Below are 20,742 nucleotides of genomic sequence, written 5' to 3'. Positions count from 1 at the left end.
GGTAAAGACTTTACCCTCAATCAAACCATTATCCGGGCCATACCCTACTCAGAGGTAGGTGGTCTATATGGTCGCAACCCATAATCTGGATTTCGGGGTATTAATTGTTACCGCGTTTCAGGCGGTGCATTAAATCAGACAGCTCTAACCAACATTACCGACATTATTGTTGTGCTTCCGACAGCGCCTGGATCTGTCGGAATTTCCCTGCGCCAAAATCATCTGCAACCATTATTAAACTCGCTATGGCCACTATCACTGTCACCTCTACAGCAGACCGAGGAGCAGGATCACTTAGAAGCGCGATCGCAAAAGCCAAAAAAGGCGATACTATCCAGTTCGCCAAAAAACTCTCACAGAAAACCATTAGTTTGACCAGTGGACAACTCTCACTCGATAAATCAGTCACAATTGATGGCAAAAAGGCACCTGGCTTAACCATCAGCGGCAATAACTCTAGCCGTGTGTTCCTAGTGGAACGAAATCAGAAAGCCACTTTTAAGAACCTGACCATCGCCAATGGCAAAACCAAAGGTGGCGGTGGCGGCATCCTCACACGCCACGAAAGTACCCTGAACCTATTCAATGTGGCCCTCAGAAACAATACCTCAGCCTTAGGTGGTGGCATTCGTGTCGGGCATCTTGCCAAGGCAAACATCATCAACAGTCGCTTTACAGGCAATGATGGTACCCTCACCAACAAGTATGCAGGTTTTAGTGCTGGGGCCATTTCCCATGACGAATCGCGGGCTCACTTAATCGTCAAAGGAAGCACCTTCGCAAATAATCGCGGCTTTAATGGTGGAGCCATTTACGGTCGCTCCACCGTTGCCTTTCGGGTTGAAAACTCTGTCTTCCGCAATAACGTTGCTGTCAACAGAGGTGGCGGTGGAGCAATTTTCACAGATGGGGTTAGTTCCATCGGGTATTCCGGTCCTGGCAATAAAGGCACCATTGTCATCCGAGGCAGTCGCTTTGAAGGCAATCAAGCACAAGGGATGGGCGGTGCACTCTTCCTCTGGGGCTATGGCAAAGATAAAGCCATCATCAAAGACACCGTCATCATCGATAACAAAGTGACTTTCAATGCCAAAGGGGATGCCAAAGGGGGAGCTATCTGGGCCAAAATAGGTCTGAACCTGGAGAATGTAACCTTGGCCAACAACACCGCCACCCAACAAGGAGGTGCCCTATGGCTGGAGTCCAATTTACCCGCCAATATCGTCAATAGCACTTTCTCAGGCAATCGAGTGTTTAAGGATGCTGGCGGAGCCATGTTCCTGAACAATCGCTCCACACCGGTCAACATCACCAATTCAACCATTGCTTATAACTCGGCAGGTCGGGCCAATGGAGCCCTTTGGTATGCCAGAAACCATGCAGTAACCTTAAAGAACTCCATCATTGCCTTTAATACGGCTGACAAAGATAAACGTCAGAATCAAGTGGGTTTTCAGGCCATTGATGGGGGCGGCAATGTTGAATTTTCTAGCGATCGCAAGTCCATGCGGGTGCTAAAAAACAGCCTGGTTGCAGATCCCAAGCTAGCCCCCTTGAAACAACGCAACGGTGCCCTAATCCATCCGCTGCGCTCCGGTAGCCCCGCCATTGATGGAGGTAGTCGAGCCGGTGCGATCGCAGGCAATCAACGTGGCATGCAACAAAATAATCGCGCCACTATTAGTGCATTTGAAGGCACCTTTTCGACGTCTCCCAAAGCCCGAATAGAATCTATTGGCGAATACGGCAATCTCACACTCAACCATAGATGGAAAACGGTTTCCCTAGATGACACCTACAAAAACCCAGTTGTCCTTGTTTCTGACCCCACAGTCAATGATTCAGACCCAGTCGCTATACGTCTCCGCAATGTGGGCAAACAATCCTTCCAAATCAGGCTCCAGGAACCCAACTACAGTGACGGCATCCATAAAAATGAGTCCCTCTCCTATCTCGTCATGGAGGCTGGCGATTGGACCCTTAACGATGGCACTCGCATCTCAGCTGGCACTTACAACTCCAACCGTTTGACCTCCCAAGGCTTTGATACCAGGAAGCTACAGGGCTTCGACAAAACTCCCACAATCTTGTCCCAGGTACAAACCAACAACGGTGGCGATTGGGTGACCACCCGTGTCAAACAACAGTCTTCCCAGGGTTTCCAACTGGCAATGCAAGAAGAAGAAGCCTTAAATCAGGGAGGACATGCCACTGAAACCTTAGGCTGGCTGGCCATTGAGCAGGGCACAGCAAATGATGGTGACACACTATTACACGGGGGAACCACCAGCCGCAGCTACGATCACAATCGTTCTCAGGTCAACTTCAAGGCAGGGTTTGATACGGCACCTTCACTGATCGCTAAACTGGGGTCATTCTACGGTGCAGACACCGCCAACATCCGAATTGACGATATCACCCGTCAGAGCTTTGGTGTCGGTGTCTACGAAGAGAAGTCCCTCAATAGTGAGCTCAACCACACCCCCGAATCCATCTCCTTCCTAGCGTTGGAAGGTCAGTCAGGCATCTTAAGTGGAATGGCCGCGTAATGGCCGCGCCATAACTATTCCGCCATACCCCGACAGATCCTCGGTTTCTAGAATTGGCCTGGGCCTAATGGAAACCGGGGATTTATGCAGGAAGCTTATTTTAGCGCCAACGGCAACTGAAACACCCCCGCCTGATCATAGGTATCCTTATAAACCTGCTTCACCGCCGCCCAGGGCACCCGCCCATAAATGTGGGGATACAACTCCGTTCCACCCGACGTATTCTCCACACGAATCTCACAATCCATCGCTGCCGGGTCAATCCTAAACAACACCAGCCCCTGCTGCCCTGCATAGTGCCGACGGCTCACCCCCATGACCTGGTGCAAAAACGAACAGTGAATAAAGCCTTCCTCTGCTAAATCAGCTGACTCAAACCATCCCTGCGCCGCGGCCATCTGCACATCAGCCGCTGGCGCAATGCGATACAGCATTTCCATCGCCTTATCCTCCCTCTCAAAATTTTTTAGTACAATTGTCTCAGTTCACATTACTCCCCATGTGTGGTCGCTACACCCAAACCCACTCCGGCGCAGACTTAGCTGAGGCCTTTCAACTCACCACAGAGCCGGAACCACCACCGCGCTATAACATCGCTCCATCCCAGCCCGTCTCGGCCATCATTGCCGGTCCTGACTATCGCATCTTTCAATGGGGTCTGGTTCCTTCATGGGCAAAGGACTACAAAATCGGCTATCGGCTGATCAATGCTAGATCTGAAACCGCCGCCGAGAAACCCTCATTTCGCGCAGCCTTCAAACGTCGGCGCTGTCTGATTCCAGCCGATGGTTTTTACGAATGGCAGCGCACAGCCAGCAATAAAAAGAAGCAGCCTTTTTATATTCACTTGAGAGAACGGCCTATATTTGCTTTTGCTGGCCTGTGGGAGCAATGGGAAAGCGGCGATGGCAGCTACCTGGAAACCTGCACAATTCTCACCACGACACCGAATGAACTGATGGAGCCTATCCATAATCGGATGCCAGTGATTATTCCTAACGCAGACTATGACCGTTGGCTAACGGGAACACCAGCCCAAGTACAGGGATTAATGCAACCCTACAATGCCAACGACATGGAGGCTTATCCAGTCAGCACATTGGTCAATAGCCCCCGCAATGAGTTAGCTGATTGTATCGCGCCCCTTGAAGTTTAAGGACATTTCTAGGAAAGAAACTACCAGTTATCAAGGCCCCCAAACCCGCAATTCTGGGGGCTTTGAATCTTTTTCCCCAGAATTAGGGGCTAAGGGGGCCTCCAGCTGGTGTGGCCTTTTTGAGAAAACACCTAAGTTCGTACAGCAGAATCCATTACTGTGATCAGATGGACAGTACCCTTAAACTGAAAATCGTTATAGATGAATTTCGTTTTTTAAATCACCAAGTCGGGCTATCATGTGCTGCGTGTGTTCAGCTGGTGATCAAGCGAGTTCCTGACAAAACCAATGACTGCAAAACGAACACAGCGGTTTTTATCCCTCTTTGCCAGTGTGATAATTGGCGTGTCGTTTTTAGTGCCCATAGCTCTGGGGCAAACTCAAAACAGTGCGCCATTGGAACAGTTACAACAGCAACAGAAAAAAAATGAACAACAGCAGCAAGATTTAGAAAGAGAACAAAACCGGCTAAGGAATCTAGAAAACGAAGCAGCTCAACAGCTAGAAGGCCTACAGGACAGTATTACCATTACTGATCTCAAAATTGAAGAAACGGAGTTTCAAATCACCCAAGCCCAAGAGCGGCTAAAGCGTCTAGAAAATACGCTGACCATGGCCCAGAACGAATATGAAACGGTCAGAATCGGCGCGGTACAGCGATTGCAGTTTATGCAAAGACAGAAGGATGCCGAAGGCTGGGCCGTATTGCTTAAAAGTGAAAACCTAAACGAGTTTTTAGAGCGACGCTATCGGCTCGGTAAGATTTACCAGGCAGACCGCGATTTTATGGCGGAACTTCAAGAAAAAGCTGATTTTATCGTCCGGCAGCAGCAAGGGGTGGAAGCTCAGAAGAATTCTATTGCCCTATTACGTCAACAGCTACTCGCCCGACGGGATCAATACGAGGCTCAAGCAGATCAGCAAACTCAGCTGATCACCAGGCTTAAGGATAATCGCAGTGCGCTAGAAGCGGCTCAGGCTCAGTTAGCGCGAGATTCTGAAAGTTTGGCTAATTTAATTCGCCAGCGCATTGCCGCAGCCAATGGCAGCGTACTGGGCACAGGCCAGATGAGCATTCCCACCTCAGGCGTTATCACCAGTCGTTTTGGCTCACGAATACACCCTGTGCTGGGATATCGTCGCTTTCATGCTGGTGTGGACTTCGGTGCGCCCTATGGCACCCGCATTACCGCCGCTGACTCAGGCAAGGTCATTTTTTCGGGTTGGTACGGTGGCTATGGTAATTCGGTGATTATTGATCACGGTGGTGGGCTGACCACCCTCTATGCCCATGCCAGTCGATTAAATGTTCGTGAGGGCCAAGCGGTGGTAAAAGGGCAATCTATAGCAGCAATAGGTTCCACTGGTCTTTCAACTGGGCCACATTTACACTTTGAAGTGCGTCGTAATGGTAATCCGGTAGATCCCATGGGATTCTTGTAGAACTAGATTACAAGCGCACAGACATCTTTTGCGACAGTACTCGTTACCAGATTTACAGTCACAGTCATTATGCCGATGCAAGCACTCACCAACTTGGGCTGGATAAACCATGGCTGATATCTATACTCGAATCAGCCGACTAGTTGCCCCAGTCATTATTGGATGCTTTATTTCTATTCCAGTTGCTCTAGCAGAACCCACGATTAATGAACAAATAGAGTCTGAGTTTGAACTTGAACCAGGCACAGTGGATAGTAGCCCCGTCCTACAGGAGTGGTTGCAGGGAACGCCGGATGTGCTTAGCAATATCCGCAATCAGCCCAGCTTTCCCTCAAGGCTACAGCTAAGCTATGCGCTATTTCCATCTAGCCAAGATGAGCGTGGTTTATCCATCGGGGTCGAAGATGTCTTTGTCGGGGATTTACCGCTGACGGTAAATGCTGATTATGTAGCTAATTTTGATGGTGGGGATATGGACCGAGAAGCCTACGGGGCACACCTGCGTTATTACGTATTGCCCTTAGGTGGCTATGTGAATGTGGCTCCCATTTTGGGCTATCGCCATGTGGAGGCGGTGGACTATAGCGAAAGTGGTGTGCAGGTGGGGTTTCAGGTAAAGGTGGTGCCATCGCGGGGGGGCGGTGCTGATTTTGCCTATACCCAGACCTGGGTGAGTCCTACGGAAAATGATTCGGTGATGATTACTCAGTTGGAGTTTGGCTATGGCCTGACGGAGCGATTACGGCTGGCAACGGATGTGGAGTGGCAGTTTGCGCCGGGGGCGACGGATAGTCGACTAGGTATTGGGATGGAATGGATGTTGTAGGGGCGTTCTATGGAACGCCCCTACGATAATTTGGAGGATAGTTTGGCGGCAAGCAGGGCGGCCTGGGTGCGATCGCGAACGCCCAAACGCCCTAAAAGCCTAGTCACATGGTTTTTCACCGTCCCTTCTGACAAAAATAACGCTTCGGCAATTTCCCGATTATTGGCCCCGGTGCCAATCAGGCGCAGCACATCTTTTTCGCGAGGCGTCAGCTCATCAAATCCTTCAGGCACATCTACTGGAGGGTCCTGCTGTCCGGCTAATATTTTTTCTAAAATGCCGGGACCAAACTGACTGTAGCCCTTAGCCACGGTACGAATGGCCTGGGCGAGTTCTTCAGACGGGGTATCTTTAAGCAAATAACCCCTGGCACCGACGGCCATGGCCTGGGCAATTAGGTCGTCATCGTCAAAGGTGGTAAGCACTAGAACCTGAATTGATGGATAGCGGGATGCGATCGCATCCGTTGCCGCCACCCCATCCATCACCGGCATGCGCATATCCATCAGCACCACTGCCGGCAGCTGAGCCGTTGACTCCAGCTGCCCCAGCACGGTTAATGCTGTCTCACCATTATCAGCATCGCCAACAATCACAATGTCGTCTTCTAAATCTAATAAAGTCTTTAACCCTTGGCGAATAATCTGCTGATCATCCACCAGCATCACAGGAATGGCATGAGGTTGATAATCTTGTTGCGTCATTGTTGTATTGCTATAAGTATCTATCGTTTAGGGCAACCACAAGGGGTGCCCCTAGCTCGGAATAACTAAACGAATTTCGCACCCCTCCCCCGGTCGACTATTGAATGTAAGTCGACCACCCATTGCCTGGGCTCGCTCTCGCATCCCCTGTAAGCCAAAGCCTGTCGATGTTTGACTAAGGTCAAAACCACGACCATTGTCGCGCAATAAAAGTCTCGTACCAGACTCATCAGTGATCAGTGTGAATTCTACTGCCGTTGCTTCAGCATGTTTCACAATGTTAGTAATGCCCTCTTGGGCAATGCGATAAAGGGCCATACTGGTTGCTTCAGGCAATGGCTGCAATAGCTGAATATTGATATTAGGGGTAATGCCAGCACTGGTGCGTAGGGTGTCAATCAGTACATTTAACTTTGTATGCAGAGACTCTTTTAACTGGCCATCATCCCGCAATGTTGCCACAGACTGGCGGACATCCTGCAAAGCAACAGAGCCCAGCCGTTTTGCCTCAGTTAAAAGAGTTTTTGATTTTTGAGGATCTCGTTGAGAGAGTTTCAGAGCCCCTTCTAACTGAATATTAAGAGCCGTTAACGAATGACCTAACGAATCATGAATCTCACGAGCAATTCGGCTACGTTCTTGAACGGTTGCTAGCTGTTTCACCTGGGATGCAGAGCGCTTTAACTCTTTATTCGCCTTCTGTAAACGGGTTTGAATCGTTCTCTCATTGAGCAATGCATTCACCAACAACAATGTAAATACGAGAGAAAGTCCAAAGAACACAATCAGGTTCATTTGGAGACTACCAATTAAGTGTTGTCGAATATGCCGAGGGATTTGCCCGTCAAATCCTCTGAATCTCAGGCTAAGTGTGGTCATAAATAACAAAAACGAGAGGGCCGTCACGGCAATCCGACCCATGACCCCCACCATTAAGCAACTACGAATGACCAGAACCAAATAAACAAACGGGAAAAGCCTAGCCCCTCGCAGCATCAGCCCTGATGTGACTAAAATCAATGCCACTTGCAGGGCAATATGGCCAAATCGCAGCCAAAAGCCTCTGGTGGGCAAATAGAGGCCCAAAAAGCCAAATAACAACAGGCAACCCACCGTGACCAATGGCCACTGCGTAAACATACGCACAGGCACATTCGGTAAGCTACGACGAGCCTCCCGCAGCGGTGGTGCTGTCAGGATCCCCATGATCGACACCGCCAGCAAGCCCCACTCTAGATAGAGTAAAAATCGAAACGGATGATTTTGGAACTGGATGGCTCGGTTCATAGACAAAAATCCTTTCAGGATACACACCGGGATGGTGGTTATTGCTTACCTTACATCCCTACCCCCTTTCCCAACCCTACCCAAAATTTCAAGCTTATACAGGTACTTTATTGGACCAGTGACTAAAGTCATCACTTCTCCCATGACTTCGGTCCTTCCTTACGGATGACTCTCGCTAGCAGCCATCAAAGATCTCCCTTGGCTAAGATGAGGCCATCAACAAGCAAACAAAACCTATGAAATTTCCAACCATCAAACAATGCTGTGGCGGGGCCCTGATGTTGACCGCTTTAGTAGCCAGCCCAGCTATTCTCAAAGCCAGTAACGCCAATGCGTTCTCCCCAAATATGGCAGAAGGGCTGAATCTTACGTCTGAACAGCAGGCTGAACTAAACGCCATTAAAGATAACGCCCGCACTCAGATTGAAGCTATCTTGACTGAGGACCAGGTGGCGGAACTGGACGGGCAAACGGGTCGCGATCGCAGACAGGCCATGCGCAGTATCAATCTCAGTGAAGAGCAACGGACCCAGCTCCAGGCCATTCGTGAAGAATCCCGAGCATCTGCTGATGAGGTTTTTACAGATGAGCAACAGGCTCAGCTCCAGGCCATGCGAGCTAACCGCATAGAGGGTCGTAAAAACCGCCGTGAAGAGTTTGCAGAAGAACTGAATCTCACCGCTGAGCAGCGGGCTGAACTTGATGCCATTAAGGAAGATGCTCGCACCCGAGTGGAAGCAATTCTGACGGAGGAGCAACTGGCAGCACTGGAGGGTAAAACCGGTCGCGAGCGGGGACAGGCGATGCGCAGCTTCGATCTTAGTGAAGACCAACGAGCAGAGCTGCAGGTCATTCGTGAAGAATCCCGAGTCGCAGCCGATGCTGTGTTGACCGATGAGCAAAAGGCGCAATTGCAGGAAATACTAACCAATCGCGGCAATCGTCGCCCTCGCTAGTTATTCCAGGGTGCATCAGCATACAAATCAATAAGGGAAACACCTCAACCAGGAACGCTTTATGTTCCTGGTTTTTTCTTGTTTTTTTTGGGTATCATCTGCCGAAATGCCATCGGGATTGCTTGAATAGAACTACTATGGATAATTCTAAAAACCTGGTTTCAATTCAAATTGGTAGTCTAGTGTTACTGTCAGGAGCCCCTGGAGCAGGCAAGTCCACAGCATGTCAGCACCTGCCATCGGCATTAATCCTATCCAGTGACGCGCTGCGGCAAACTTTTTTTGGCACCGCGAAAACACTGGTTGATGGGCAGGTGGCCGACCGTCCCTTAGCCACCGACGACCGACTGATTTTTTCCACCCTGGAAAGCGTCGTTCGAGCGCGGCTAAAGGCGGGGCTAACCACCATTGTGGACGCTACGTTGATTAGTGATAAAGAACGTAAACCCCTGGCCACGATTGCCGAAGAACTGGGCGTGCCCGTGCAAGTGGTGATTTTTAATCCACCGTTGGAGCGGGTACAGCAGCAGAATAAGCAACGACGCTGTAGGGTGCCAGAGCAGGTGGTGGCTAAGTTTTGCGATCGCATCCAAACCAACTCCCAATGGCCCTTCATCCTGACCGAAGGCGACATCACATTGTCAGTGGAAATCCCTACAATTCCAGACACTATCAAGCTAGATGCCATTGGTGATATCCACGGATTGGCCAACACCCTCCAGACCATGCTCCACAAGCTGGGTTATGACGAGAATCTAATCCATCCTGAAGGGCGCAAACTTTGTTTTTTAGGAGATTTGGTAGACCGTGGACCTCAGTCCTTAGAAGTCCTGGATATTGTTATGCAGGCAGTGAGTCAGGGCCACTATTGTGTGCGGGGTAACCACGACAACAACCTGGCCCGAGGATTACGCGGCGATACCATCAAAAGCAAATCTACGCGGGGAACGCTGCACAAAGCCATGCAGTGTGACCAAGATTACCAGGCTCGGATCCGAGAGTTTATCCAATCCCTACCCTCGTTCTATCGATACCGCGATTATGTGCTGTGCCACGGTGATATTGAATGGTTTGATCCGGTGTTACAACCCGCCCACGATCGAGTGTATGGCCGCTGCCGTCTAGGCGAAAATCACGACACCGATGGTGTTTTTCGCAAGACCAGTCATTTAACCGTCGTTCGCGGTCACATTCCCCTCACCTCAGCAGGTGAACGCACCTACTCCTTAGAAAAAGGAGCCGGATTTGGTGGCCCCTTAGCCGCTATGCGTTTACCCGAGCAAGAACAACTAGACGTCCCCTGCGAGTTTGACTACAGCAAATGCCCACCCAGCTTTGCCAAACAGATGGAGGCACTTGTGCCGAAAAAGCTAGTCAAGCGAGTCAATGAAGGTTGGCTCACCCTATATAAGTACAGCTCCAAAGCCTTTTTCACCCCCTCAGCCTGGGACGACTATCCCGAGCTAAAACTGGCCCGTGGCATAGTGGTCGGGCTGGATGGCAATCCCGTCAGTCAACCCTTTCCACGCACATTTAACTATCTAGAACGGGACACCACTCTACCCCATGAAACCGACGTGATTGCCGTCGAAAAACTCAATGGCTTTTTAGTCACCACATTTTTGCATCCCTACGATCCCCATCAGGTTGTTGTGACCTGTTCTGGATCGTTTCAGGGAGAGTATGTAGAATACGCCAAGTCACTGCTTTACAAAGATGGCCTCTATGGTCGCGTTTTAGCCTGGCTCAAGGCTCATCGGCACACCACCTTGCTATGGGAGGCGATTCATCCAGAAGACCCCCATATTATTCAGTATGGACCAGACGATTATGGCCTTCACTTGATTGGGGGTGGAATTTTAGGCCATGGATTTATGGGTGAAAAAGAGTTGGATGCGATCGCAACCACGCTGCAAACACCACGCCCCACCTGGTTTCTCTGTAGCTTTGGCGACGCCATTTCCAAATCCCACCACGTTGAACACGAAGGCTTTATGATCCGCCTCGCCAGCGACGGCAGCTTCGCCTTGAAATTAAAGAGTCCCTATTACCTGCGCACCAAATTCTTAGCCAGGATGACACCCAAAAAGTCTAAATTTATGTATGCCCAACCCAAGCGCTTTAAACATGAACTAGACGAAGCCTTCTGGCCATTAGTCGATACCGTCACTGGCCAAGTCACCCAAGAAACCTGGCTCAACTGGACCGATATTGAACGTCGCGATTTTGTCCAAAGCTGGATGAACGAAGTATACAAGTAGTAGAAGTGTCACCAAGCCAATGAGACCATCTCCCAGAGATAGCCATGTCGAGTCCCACTAATCAAGCACCTACAACAGAGCATGCCTCAGCGGCCTCAGCGCCACGAGAAAATCTGTACGACACTGATTTTATGGCTTGGTGTGAGTATCAAGCCGAGGCGTTGCGATCTCAGGACTTCAGGAATCTAGACTTAGCAAACTTAATTGAGGAAATTAGCGATATGGGTCGGGAGCAATTTAACAAAACCGCCTCCCTAACCCGTCAAATCATCATCCATATCCTTAAATTACAAGCTTTTCCTGATGATCAAGCAGCTGAACACTGGCGTGATGAAATCGAAGCATTCCAAGATAGCCTAGATGATATTGTCAGCGGCTCCATTCGCTATCGATTCCAACAACAAGAAACCTTTGCCGCCCAGCAAGCCAAAGCCTTACGACGACTCCAACGCAAATACCCCGACACCAAGTTCCAACCACTAGATTCAATGACACTTGATGAGATTATTGCTTGGCCTGAAAAGAGCTAACACAAAATTCTGCATAACAGCCATCAATACTGCCGGGTGGGCACAAGGCCGCACCCCTACGAAGATATTCACTTTGCGCACTAGAGATATGGGGTAAACACCCCCTCCGATTTAAGAAGTTTCGATCACCTCTTTTTTACGGTGTGGAGCGAACGCGGAGCAGCGTAACCACCTCACCGGCAACCAGTGCAACTACCTTCAGCTATTCCCCTGTAAACCTCTTATGCGAGGGGCCTGGGGAAGTTGAGTTCCCCAGATCGGGGGGTTTCAGGGGGGAAAGCCCTGAGCAACCCACTCCGCTATAAACCAGTCAACAAAAGCTATAACCAGCCCACATCTTCACCATTCCTCCCAGATCACGAATAAGATCGCACCATGCCCTACCAATCCGTCCCCTTCAAAACCAACAAACCCGTCCTCTCTTGGGCCAACCACGATCTCGGCTCCAAAGAGATCCAAATGGCCAAAAACGTCGCCTCACTGCCCTTTGTCTACAAACATGTCGCCCTGATGCCCGACGTTCATCTCGGCAAAGGAGCCCTCGTCGGCTCCGTCGTCGCCACCGAAGACGCCCTAGTCCCCGCTGCCGTCGGCGTCGATATCGGCTGTGGCATGTGCGCTCTTCAGACTCCTTACAAAAGCAAAAAGCTAGACGGCAAACTCAGAAAAATCCGTAAAGAAATCGAAGCCACCATCCCCACTGGCTTCGAAAGCAACAAGAAAGTTGGCAAATCCGTTTACAACTGGCAAGGCTGGCGTCACTTTAAAGACCTACATAAGGGCGTGCAGCATCTAGAAAAGAAAGCCCTGAGTCAAATGGGCTCCCTTGGTGGTGGCAACCACTTTATCGAAGTGTGCATCGATACCGAAGACACCGTCTGGCTTATGCTCCATTCCGGCTCCCGTAATATCGGCAACATGCTGGCCAAGAATCATGTCAGTACTGCCAAAAACCTGCAAAAGCTAGCCAACCAGAAGCTGCCAGATCCCGATCTCTCCTATTTTGTCGCCGGTACTGAAGAGTTTCGTAGCTACTGGAACGATCTACAGTGGGCACAGGCCTACGCCCTACAAAACCGAGAAGAAATGATGGCCCGATTTAAGCACATCATCGAAAAACATCTCGGCGGCGGCAAACCCTTTAAGCCATTATTGGCCGTCAACTGCCACCACAACTATGCCGAAAAAGAAGAACACTTTGGCAAAGATGTATACGTCACCCGCAAAGGAGCCGTTCGGGCACGCACCACCGACTATGGCATTATTCCCGGCTCCATGGGCACCAAGTCATACATCGTCAAGGGCAAAGGGAACCACGATAGCTACTGCTCCTGCAGCCACGGGGCCGGTCGCGTCATGTCCCGTAGCAAAGCAAAGGATACCTATACCCTGGACGACCTGATCGAACAGACCGCCGGCGTAGAATGCCGTAAAGACAAAGGCGTCATCGACGAAATTCCCGCAGCCTATAAACCCATTGATGAAGTGATGGCTAACCAGCGGGACCTGGTAGAAGTCGTCGCCACCCTCAAACAAGTCATCTGCGTCAAAGGCTAAGCCTAAATTTCTTCCACATTGCTACGACGCTGACGCTGGCGCAGACCAAAATTCAGCTCATTACTGGAGTAAGATGTGCCAAAGGTCTCAGCCAAGCTCACCACCTGACGCAGAGCTGAACGAAAGTTGTCTCCTTGCAGAGTGCTCAAGGGATGTAAATATACAGCAACCACAGCGCCATCGGTAACGGCATAACGGGCATCTAGGGCCGTATGGAAGTTAGCCGCCAGCATCGCCTGAACTTGCTGAGCCGTCAAGTCTTCCACCGGCATTACTGGGCTAAATACCCGCATCCGATCGTTATTGGCATCGGCCAGGATAATGACGGTGCGATCGCTAACCCTAAATTGCCACTGACCATTTTCTCCCTCAACGTTATCAACCTCCGACTGTAGGATTTGCTCTAGACGAGCCAATGTCATCAACTCCAGCCGCTCTGGTGTTTGAGCACAGGCCGCAGTCGTCACAAGCGGTATAGATGTGGCCATCAGACCAGCCGTTACAAAGGCTGCCGTACGGGGAATTAAAGTCATGGTTGGAGCTATAAAAGTTGCAGCCATGCTAAATAACCAAAATGAGCCCATCCTGAGAGTATCTAAAGGTTTTGATGATTTAAACAGCCGCTCATAAAGCTAAGACCTAGTAAACGTACTTAACACCGACACAGAGAAGAATTCACTTTACGATCTTCCATGGCAGCCCATCCCTTAAACTCTTATGATCAATATGAAAGTCACCCTTATTGGCCTATTGTGTGTACTCGCATTAAGTAGTGCACTGATTGCATACTTGAGAACAGCAGCTAAGGGAAATGGGATGCCATCGATAGACAGCAGCGCCTCCCCTCAAATTACTCCAGAAAATTGGCCAACCACCCATGGCGGCGCACCCATAGAACCTGAGATTGAAGCCCGCATTGATGAATTAATGGCATCAATGACCCTTGAAGAAATGGTGGGTCAAACCATTCAAGCAGATATTGATCATGTCACCCCAGAGGATGTGCGTCGATATCGTCTAGGCTCAGTTCTCAACGGTGGAAACTCAGCTCCTGGTGAAAATGTTCGAGCCCCAGTTGAAGATTGGTTAGCCCTCGCTGATGAATTTTATGCAGCCTCCATGGATACCAGCAACGGCGGTCAGGCTATTCCCATACTGTGGGGCACAGATGCCATCCATGGCCACAACAATATTGTTGGAGCCACTGTCTTTCCCCATAATATTGGATTAGGGGCCACTCGCAATCTAGATCTGATCCAACAAATTGGCGAGATAACAGCACGGGAAGTAATTGTTACTGGCATGGACTGGACCTTTGCCCCCACCCTAGCAGTTGCCCGTGATAACCGCTGGGGACGCACTTACGAAAGCTATTCCGAAGAACCTGAGATTGTTGCCCAATATGCCACAACAATTGTCAAAGGCCTCCAAGGAGCACTGGGCACCGATGATTTTCTCAGCAACCAACACATTCTGGCCACAGCTAAACATTTTATTGGCGACGGCGGCACCCATAACGGAAAAGACCAGGGCGACAACATCGACAGTGAAGCTAACCTGCGAGACTATCACGGTGCCGGCTATCCACCAGCGCTCGAAGCCGGAGTACAAACTATCATGGCATCATTCTCAGCCTGGCATGGTCGGCACATGCACGGCCATGGACCCTTGTTAACCGATGTGCTCAAGCAGCGCATGGGCTTTAACGGTTTTATTGTGGGCGATTGGAACGGCCATGCTCAAATTCCAGGCTGTTCCACCAAAAGTTGCCCCGCTGCGTTTAATGCAGGCATTGATATGTTTATGGCTCCAGACAGCTGGCGTCAGCTACTCCAGAATACGGTGGCACAAGTCAAGTCTGGAGAAATTTCTCGTGAGCGCCTGGAAGATGCAGTAAGCCGTATTCTTCGGGTAAAATTTCGTCTTGGTTTGTTTGAAAAACCTAAACCCTCAGAGCGTCCCCTTGCTGGTCATTATTCGCTGTTGGGGCATCCTAATCACCAGGCTGTAGCACGACAGGCCGTACGTGAGTCTCTTGTTCTACTTAAAAACCAAGATAATCTTTTACCTTTACAGACCCATCAAACGGTATTAGTCACGGGAGACGGGGCTGATGCCATCGGCAAGCAGACCGGTGGTTGGACCCTATCATGGGAAGGCACTGGCAACACCAATGCTCACTTCCCCAACGGCACTTCAATCTGGGAAGGCATTCGCAACACAGTTGAAGCCGGTGGTGGAACCGCCATCCTCAGCTCAGATGGCAGCTATGATCAAACACCCGATGTGGCCATCGTGGTCTTTGGAGAAAATCCCTATGTTGAGTTTAAGGGAGATTTAGACAACTTAAATTTTGCCTCCGATCAGGAATTTCAATTACTTGAAACATTCCAAGCAGCAGGCATTCCCACAGTTGCTGTTTTTCTCTCAGGCAGGCCCCTATGGGTCACCCCTGAGATTAATGCTGCCCAGGCATTTGTCGCTGCCTGGTTACCGGGCACGGAGGGAGCGGGTATAGCCGATGTGTTAATTCGCAAACCCAATGGTGACATCAATTTTGACTTTACAGGCAAACTCTCTTTCTCATGGCCTCGCACAGCGATTCAGACCAAAGTAAATCGGGGTGATGATAATTACGATCCATTGTTTCCCTATGGGTATGGGTTAACCTATCAAGACAATGGCAATCTACCGCAACTACCTGAATTCTCAGGTTTAGATGGCAGCGAACAGACCACCAGTAATGCTCTTTTTGCATTGGGTAGACCCATGGCACCCTGGAGTCTGCAAGGTATTGTAGGCGATACCGCCAGTACAGTCGTGGATGCACACACTCAGCTAAATAATGTGCTCACCATCCGTTCAATTGATCGGGTAGCGCAGGAAGATGCAAAACAGTTTATTTGGAACGGGCAAGAAAAGGCTGCAATAGTACTCACTGGACCTGCCACTGACTACAGCGCTGCATCCCACTACGATGGTATGACATTGGTCCTACAGTATCGGGTAGATGCCCTACCAGAAGCACCGGTCACACTATTTGCAGAGTGCGGCGAGAACTGTCGCGCTAATTTGGATATGACTCAGCTATTTATGACCGAGTCTTTGGGAGAATGGACCCAGACAGAAATTAGTTTACGTAGCCTGGTAGACGCTGGCGCAGATATGGCTAGGCTGACAGCGTTAGGCTTTGAAACCGAGGCTCCCTTTTCTTTAAGCCTATCGGATATACGATTAGTGCCTAAAGATTAACGTTGACCCTCGAAAGTCAACCGTAAGGGGGACAGCAAACCTCAAACATATCTCAAAGAGGTACATTATTTTCATGCAGACGCCTCAAGGTCCGAGCTGTTGCATTCAGGCTCATCCCCTCACTTCTCGCACGGAATCAGTGCCAAAGACTGGAAATGGCTATTTCCAGTTGGGGATTAAGTATGGACTGTAGCTCCAGCCTGTTTTCCCTATGGCGGATCGACTGCCACAGTGACGTAAGCTAAACACGGTTGTAAGAGGCTGGACAACGAGATATCACCTCATCATTTTCAGCAATCAAACTCATCTAACGCTCAACAGGCTAAAATAACGGCGTTTGTAACCGTTTTCCCCATGGCGCGTTGGTTTAACATAGCTGGTCCCTGCAAGCCAGATAAGCATTACACACTGCCACCAACCGAGCGACTGCCCAATCTAGAGCGCGTCATTGACCAAGAGGGGTATTTCGTTATCCATGCCCCCCGGCAAACGGGTAAAACTACCGCTATGCTGGCCTTAGCTCAGCAACTTACCGCTAGCGATCGCTACACGGCTGTGATGGTTTCGGCTGAGGTGGGAGCCCCCTATGCTCAATCTCCCCTACAGGCTGAAACGGCTATTTTACGCGCATGGCAAGAGTCGGCTACATTTTGGCTACCGCCAGCGCTGCATCCACCGGTCTGGGAAGACGGGGCAAGTATTGGTCAAGCCCTAAGTCAGTGGGCTAAAAAATCGTCGCGCCCCATTGTGTTATTTATTGATGAGGTGGATGCGCTGCAAGATGAAGCTTTAATCTCACTGTTACGGCAGCTGCGGGATGGCTATCCCCGTCGGCCCCTGGGGTTTCCCCAGTCAATTGCACTGATTGGTGTGCGGGATATCCGTGACTATAAAGTTGCTTCTGGAGGCAGTACCCGACTGCATACAGCCAGTCCGTTTAATATCAAAGTTAAGTCGTTAACGCTGAGAAATTTTTCGGCTACGGAAATAGCCAATCAATCGCTAGTCAACCAAAAGGTTCAACAATTAACTCCCAGCAGAATTAAAATTCCCCTTGCGGGGATGGAAACAATTATCTAACAGAACTGAATATCTATAACAGAACGTCACAACCAACCACATTATTTTCATGCAGACGCCTTAGTCCAGAGTGACAGAGAGCAAGAATTAAGCCAAAAATAAGCCAGCTATACAGTAGTCTTTCTGAATCTAAGACATAGTGAGTCATTCAGCGATTCAATTCGTTTCGTTTTTTGTAACTCAGAGGACATCCGGGCTCAGCATCAGCCATACTAGCGGCCATAGTTGCCTGTATGGAAATCGGCCTATGGTTATCCCCACCATTCAAGCTCAGCTGAGCATTTTCAAAGATGCACGGGATTATCAGATCTTGTGTTTAGCCTTATTTCTAATTTTAGGTGTTGCCATGCGCGATTGGTCACTACAGCCAGCCATCGTCGCTACAGCAATCATCACAGCGCTGGGGAGCCAGGGGTTATTTTCTTGGCTAATGTCTCACAATTCATCATCAAACCAGCTGCAAACAATATCTCCAGCTGAATTCAACTGGCGTAGTCCACTGATTACCGCATTAGGTCTCAGCCTACTGCTAAGGACAGACCACATAGCCACTATGGCTCTAGCCGCCAGCATTGCCATTGCCAGCAAATTCCTTTTTAAGGTTAACGACAAACATTTTTTCAATCCTGCCAATCTTGGCATTATTGCGGCTCTGACGCTCACCAATGACGCTTGGGTATCACCAGGACAATGGGGGGATGAGATTTGGTACGGCCTAATTTTTATGGGTGCTGGAGGCATGGTACTCAAGCGCGTAGGCCGCTGGGACACCACCGGCATGTTTCTAGCCAGCTATGCCCTACTAGAAGCAGTGCGTAATCTATATCTTGGCTGGACCTGGGATGTGTGGGCACACCGCATGATGAGCGGCTCGTTATTGTTGTTTGCGCTGTTTATGGTAACGGATCCAAGGTCAATTCCCAATGCCCGACCAGCCAGACTAATTTGGGCGTTAGCAATTGCTGTGCTGACGTTTGTTTTACGTAATCACTTTTATCTCTCTACAGCAGTTTTTTGGGCATTGTTTGCATTAGCTCCGTTAACAATTATGCTTGACAAACTTTGGGAGTCTCCTCGATTTGAGTGGAAACAGTTTGGGAGAGTAGAGATATCGTCTGCAAAATAGACAAAAAATGCCTCAACAGAACTCTTCTAATTAGTTCAGAAACATCTACCAGCAAAAATTCCATCCCCTCTCGGGCTACAGGGTATACACATCTAGAAGCTAATGTCCCAAAAGGTAGGCTTGGCCTTGAATTGGCCCTCATCCTAAATCCTTCTCCCTGGGGGCGAAGGACTTTGAGGCTAGGCCCCCCTTCTCCCTTAGGGAGTAAGGGGTTGGGGGATGAGGGCTCGAGATTTGGAGCGACTCTCCGACTTATGTATACACGGTAGCCCTCAGGGAGTAAGGGGTTGGGGGATGTAGAGCTTTGCTCTTCTCGCAGAGTGGGTTCGAAATCTAGAGCTAGCTCTCCGACTTATGTATACACCGTAGCCCAGGAGGGGAGAGAGTTTCGGCTTCGCATTAAGGACTGCATTATCTCTCTATTTTCCGTTTTTAGTGAAGGAACCCTGTATGACTAGTTTGTTGCGCATAGCCATGATGGTGATGATTGCCATTGGCACATTCATCATCCATCCCCAACCTGCCCACGCCTTCTGTGGCTTTTATGTTGCCAAGGCCGATACTAGCCTTTACAACAAAGCCTCTCAGGTCGCCATTGCCCGCGATGGGAACCACACTGTATTGACCATGGGTAACGACTATCAGGGTGAGGTAAGCGACTTTGCCCTGGTGGTGCCTGTGCCCACCATCATTACTGAAGACCAGGTGGACGTGGCCGAAAAAGTGGTGCTCGACCGCCTTGATGCCTTCAGTGCACCGCGTCTGGTGGAATATTTCGACAGTGATCCTTGCGAAATTATGTACCGTTTGGAAACCGAAGAATCACTGCGATTTGCCGATGGTGCTCCCCCCTCGGCAGCTCCATCACCCCGATCGTCAGCAGCTTTAGGTGTCACCATTGAGGAACAATTTTCCGTTGGGGAATATGACATTTTAATTCTCAGTGCCCGTGAATCGGATGGACTAGAAACCTGGCTTAGACAAAATCAATATCAGCTACCCGACGGCGCTAGCCAGGTATTGGCCCCTTACATTCGTCAGGGCATGAAGTTCTTTGTGGCTAAGGTCAATTTGCAGGAGTTTGATAGCAGTGGATATCAATCTTTGAGACCGCTACAAATCAGCTATGATTCACCAAAATTTATGCTGCCGATACGGCTGGGCATGCTGAACGCCGATGGTGATCAGGATCTGCTGGTCTATCTTCTTTCTCCAGAAGGACGTATTGAGCTGACGAACTATCGCACGGTGAATATTCCCACTGATGTTGACCTGCCTCTATTTGTGCAGAACGACTTTGGCAATGTTTATCCAGAGATGTTTCAGCGGCGCTATGAGCAGGAAAATAAAAATGTGGCGTTTCTTGAATATGCCTGGGATATGCGCAGCTGTGATCCATGCTCGGCTCCGGTATTGAATCTGTCTGAACTAGAGGCAGCCGGTGTCACCTGGCTCAGCCAAGGCGCGAACCAGCGACGTCCGTCTCCCAATATTGGCACTCCGCCAAGACCAGCAGCACCTTCTATATTTATTTCCCGGCTCCACGTGCGTTACAACCGCGATAAGTTTCCGGAAGATCTGATGTTTCAAACTACATCTAATCGGCAGTTTTTCCAGGGGCGCTATGTCACTCGCCATGCCTTTACCGGCAGCCTCGATTGCCCAGCTCGCCTACGGGAGGAGTACCCCAATGTCGAGGCTCGTCGTGAGTTGGAAGCATGGACCGGTGAAGACTACCGCAAAATTGTTGACGATGCCCAAGACCGTGGGCGGGCCTATGTACGTAACCTCATGGCTCGCTTTGAGCGGGAGTCCCAAAATTTAGCTCGCCTTACCGGTCGGGATATCCAAACGATTCGTCAGCGCATTAGCAACGAAGTCCCTCAACCAATACCATCCCCCTGGCTAATCCGATATCCCAAAAGTTAGCAAGGTGGACCATGCCCACAGGGACCAGCCGACAATGGCATGTATCGGTGGGCATGAATCGCTAGAATAGCTAGGACTTGGTTCTG

The 20,742-nt window shown here is 49.9% G+C and carries 16 protein-coding genes; 12 read left to right on the top strand and 4 right to left on the bottom strand.

Translation table 11 applies throughout. The features are described from left to right. The first annotated feature begins 245 nt into the window (after positions 1-245). Positions 246-2,549: a choice-of-anchor Q domain-containing protein gene (locus QGP82_RS28405; protein WP_499061705.1), complete on the top strand. Its 2,304-nt coding sequence runs from the start codon at positions 246-248 to the stop codon at positions 2,547-2,549. 95 nt (positions 2,550-2,644) lie between these two features. On the opposite strand, the gene QGP82_RS28400 is transcribed toward QGP82_RS28405, so the two are convergent. Further along, complete coding sequence (locus tag QGP82_RS28400) at positions 2,645-2,989, bottom strand: DUF952 domain-containing protein (protein ID WP_163670359.1); 345 nt, start codon at positions 2,987-2,989, stop codon at positions 2,645-2,647. 59 nt (positions 2,990-3,048) lie between these two features. Here QGP82_RS28400 and QGP82_RS28395 point away from each other — a divergent pair, with 59 nt between their 5' ends. From QGP82_RS28395 to QGP82_RS28385, 3 genes are all read left to right on the top strand, one after another. Continuing rightward, positions 3,049-3,705 (top strand): SOS response-associated peptidase, encoded by a 657-nt coding sequence (locus QGP82_RS28395; protein ID WP_163703718.1) that lies wholly within the window; start codon positions 3,049-3,051, stop codon positions 3,703-3,705. Positions 3,706-3,993: 288 nt separating this feature from the next. Next, entirely contained in the window at positions 3,994-5,148 is a 1,155-nt protein-coding gene (locus QGP82_RS28390; RefSeq protein ID WP_163670357.1) for a murein hydrolase activator EnvC family protein, read from the top strand. 109 nt (positions 5,149-5,257) lie between these two features. Further along, the gene (locus QGP82_RS28385) at positions 5,258-5,974 is read left to right on the top strand and encodes a hypothetical protein (RefSeq protein ID WP_163670356.1); all 717 of its coding nucleotides are present in this window, start codon (positions 5,258-5,260) and stop codon (positions 5,972-5,974) included. Between the two features lie 20 nt (positions 5,975-5,994). Here QGP82_RS28385 and QGP82_RS28380 read toward each other — a convergent pair whose 3' ends face one another. Then, complete coding sequence (locus tag QGP82_RS28380) at positions 5,995-6,678, bottom strand: response regulator (RefSeq protein WP_499061704.1); 684 nt, start codon at positions 6,676-6,678, stop codon at positions 5,995-5,997. 51 nt (positions 6,679-6,729) lie between these two features. Further along, complete coding sequence (locus QGP82_RS28375) at positions 6,730-7,965, bottom strand: sensor histidine kinase (RefSeq protein WP_499061703.1); 1,236 nt, start codon at positions 7,963-7,965, stop codon at positions 6,730-6,732. 236 nt (positions 7,966-8,201) lie between these two features. On the opposite strand from QGP82_RS28375, the gene QGP82_RS28370 reads away from it, so the two are divergent. The 4 genes from QGP82_RS28370 (at position 8,202) to QGP82_RS28355 (ending at position 13,269) form a co-directional block, all read left to right on the top strand. Further along, entirely contained in the window at positions 8,202-8,921 is a 720-nt protein-coding gene (locus QGP82_RS28370; RefSeq protein ID WP_499061702.1) for a Spy/CpxP family protein refolding chaperone, read from the top strand. Positions 8,922-9,058: 137 nt separating this feature from the next. Then, on the top strand, positions 9,059-11,182 hold the full coding sequence (locus tag QGP82_RS28365) for an AAA family ATPase (protein WP_499061701.1): 2,124 nt from the start codon (positions 9,059-9,061) through the stop codon (positions 11,180-11,182). A 44-nt stretch (positions 11,183-11,226) separates the two neighbouring features. Further along, the gene (locus QGP82_RS28360; RefSeq protein ID WP_163670346.1) at positions 11,227-11,712 is read left to right on the top strand and encodes a DUF29 domain-containing protein; all 486 of its coding nucleotides are present in this window, start codon (positions 11,227-11,229) and stop codon (positions 11,710-11,712) included. Between the two features lie 375 nt (positions 11,713-12,087). Next, positions 12,088-13,269 carry an RtcB family protein gene (locus QGP82_RS28355; protein ID WP_499061700.1) on the top strand — a complete coding sequence of 394 codons (1,182 nt, stop codon included), beginning with the start codon at positions 12,088-12,090 and terminating at the stop codon, positions 13,267-13,269. A 2-nt stretch (positions 13,270-13,271) separates the two neighbouring features. Here the strand turns inward: QGP82_RS28355 and QGP82_RS28350 are convergent, their stop codons facing one another. Continuing rightward, complete coding sequence (locus QGP82_RS28350) at positions 13,272-13,802, bottom strand: type III secretion system chaperone (RefSeq protein ID WP_490793332.1); 531 nt, start codon at positions 13,800-13,802, stop codon at positions 13,272-13,274. Positions 13,803-13,986: 184 nt separating this feature from the next. Between QGP82_RS28350 and QGP82_RS28345 the strand changes: the two genes are divergently transcribed. The 4 genes from QGP82_RS28345 to QGP82_RS28330 all read left to right on the top strand — a co-directional run bounded on the left by QGP82_RS28345 (position 13,987) and on the right by QGP82_RS28330 (position 20,656). Further along, on the top strand, positions 13,987-16,521 hold the full coding sequence (locus QGP82_RS28345) for a glycoside hydrolase family 3 protein (RefSeq protein WP_499061699.1): 2,535 nt from the start codon (positions 13,987-13,989) through the stop codon (positions 16,519-16,521). 354 nt (positions 16,522-16,875) lie between these two features. Next, positions 16,876-17,601: an ATP-binding protein gene (locus QGP82_RS28340; protein WP_499061698.1), complete on the top strand. Its 726-nt coding sequence runs from the start codon at positions 16,876-16,878 to the stop codon at positions 17,599-17,601. 247 nt (positions 17,602-17,848) lie between these two features. Next, positions 17,849-18,727: an RnfABCDGE type electron transport complex subunit D gene (locus QGP82_RS28335; protein ID WP_499061697.1), complete on the top strand. Its 879-nt coding sequence runs from the start codon at positions 17,849-17,851 to the stop codon at positions 18,725-18,727. 450 nt (positions 18,728-19,177) lie between these two features. Beyond that, the gene (locus tag QGP82_RS28330) at positions 19,178-20,656 is read left to right on the top strand and encodes a DUF2330 domain-containing protein (RefSeq protein WP_499061696.1); all 1,479 of its coding nucleotides are present in this window, start codon (positions 19,178-19,180) and stop codon (positions 20,654-20,656) included. Positions 20,657-20,742 lie beyond the last annotated feature (86 nt).

Source organism: Leptothoe sp. LEGE 181152 (genome assembly GCF_032906605.1).
In the GTDB taxonomy this organism is placed as follows: domain Bacteria; phylum Cyanobacteriota; class Cyanobacteriia; order Phormidesmidales; family Phormidesmidaceae; genus Leptothoe; species Leptothoe turfae.
This window is presented reverse-complemented; position numbering and strand designations above follow the sequence as displayed.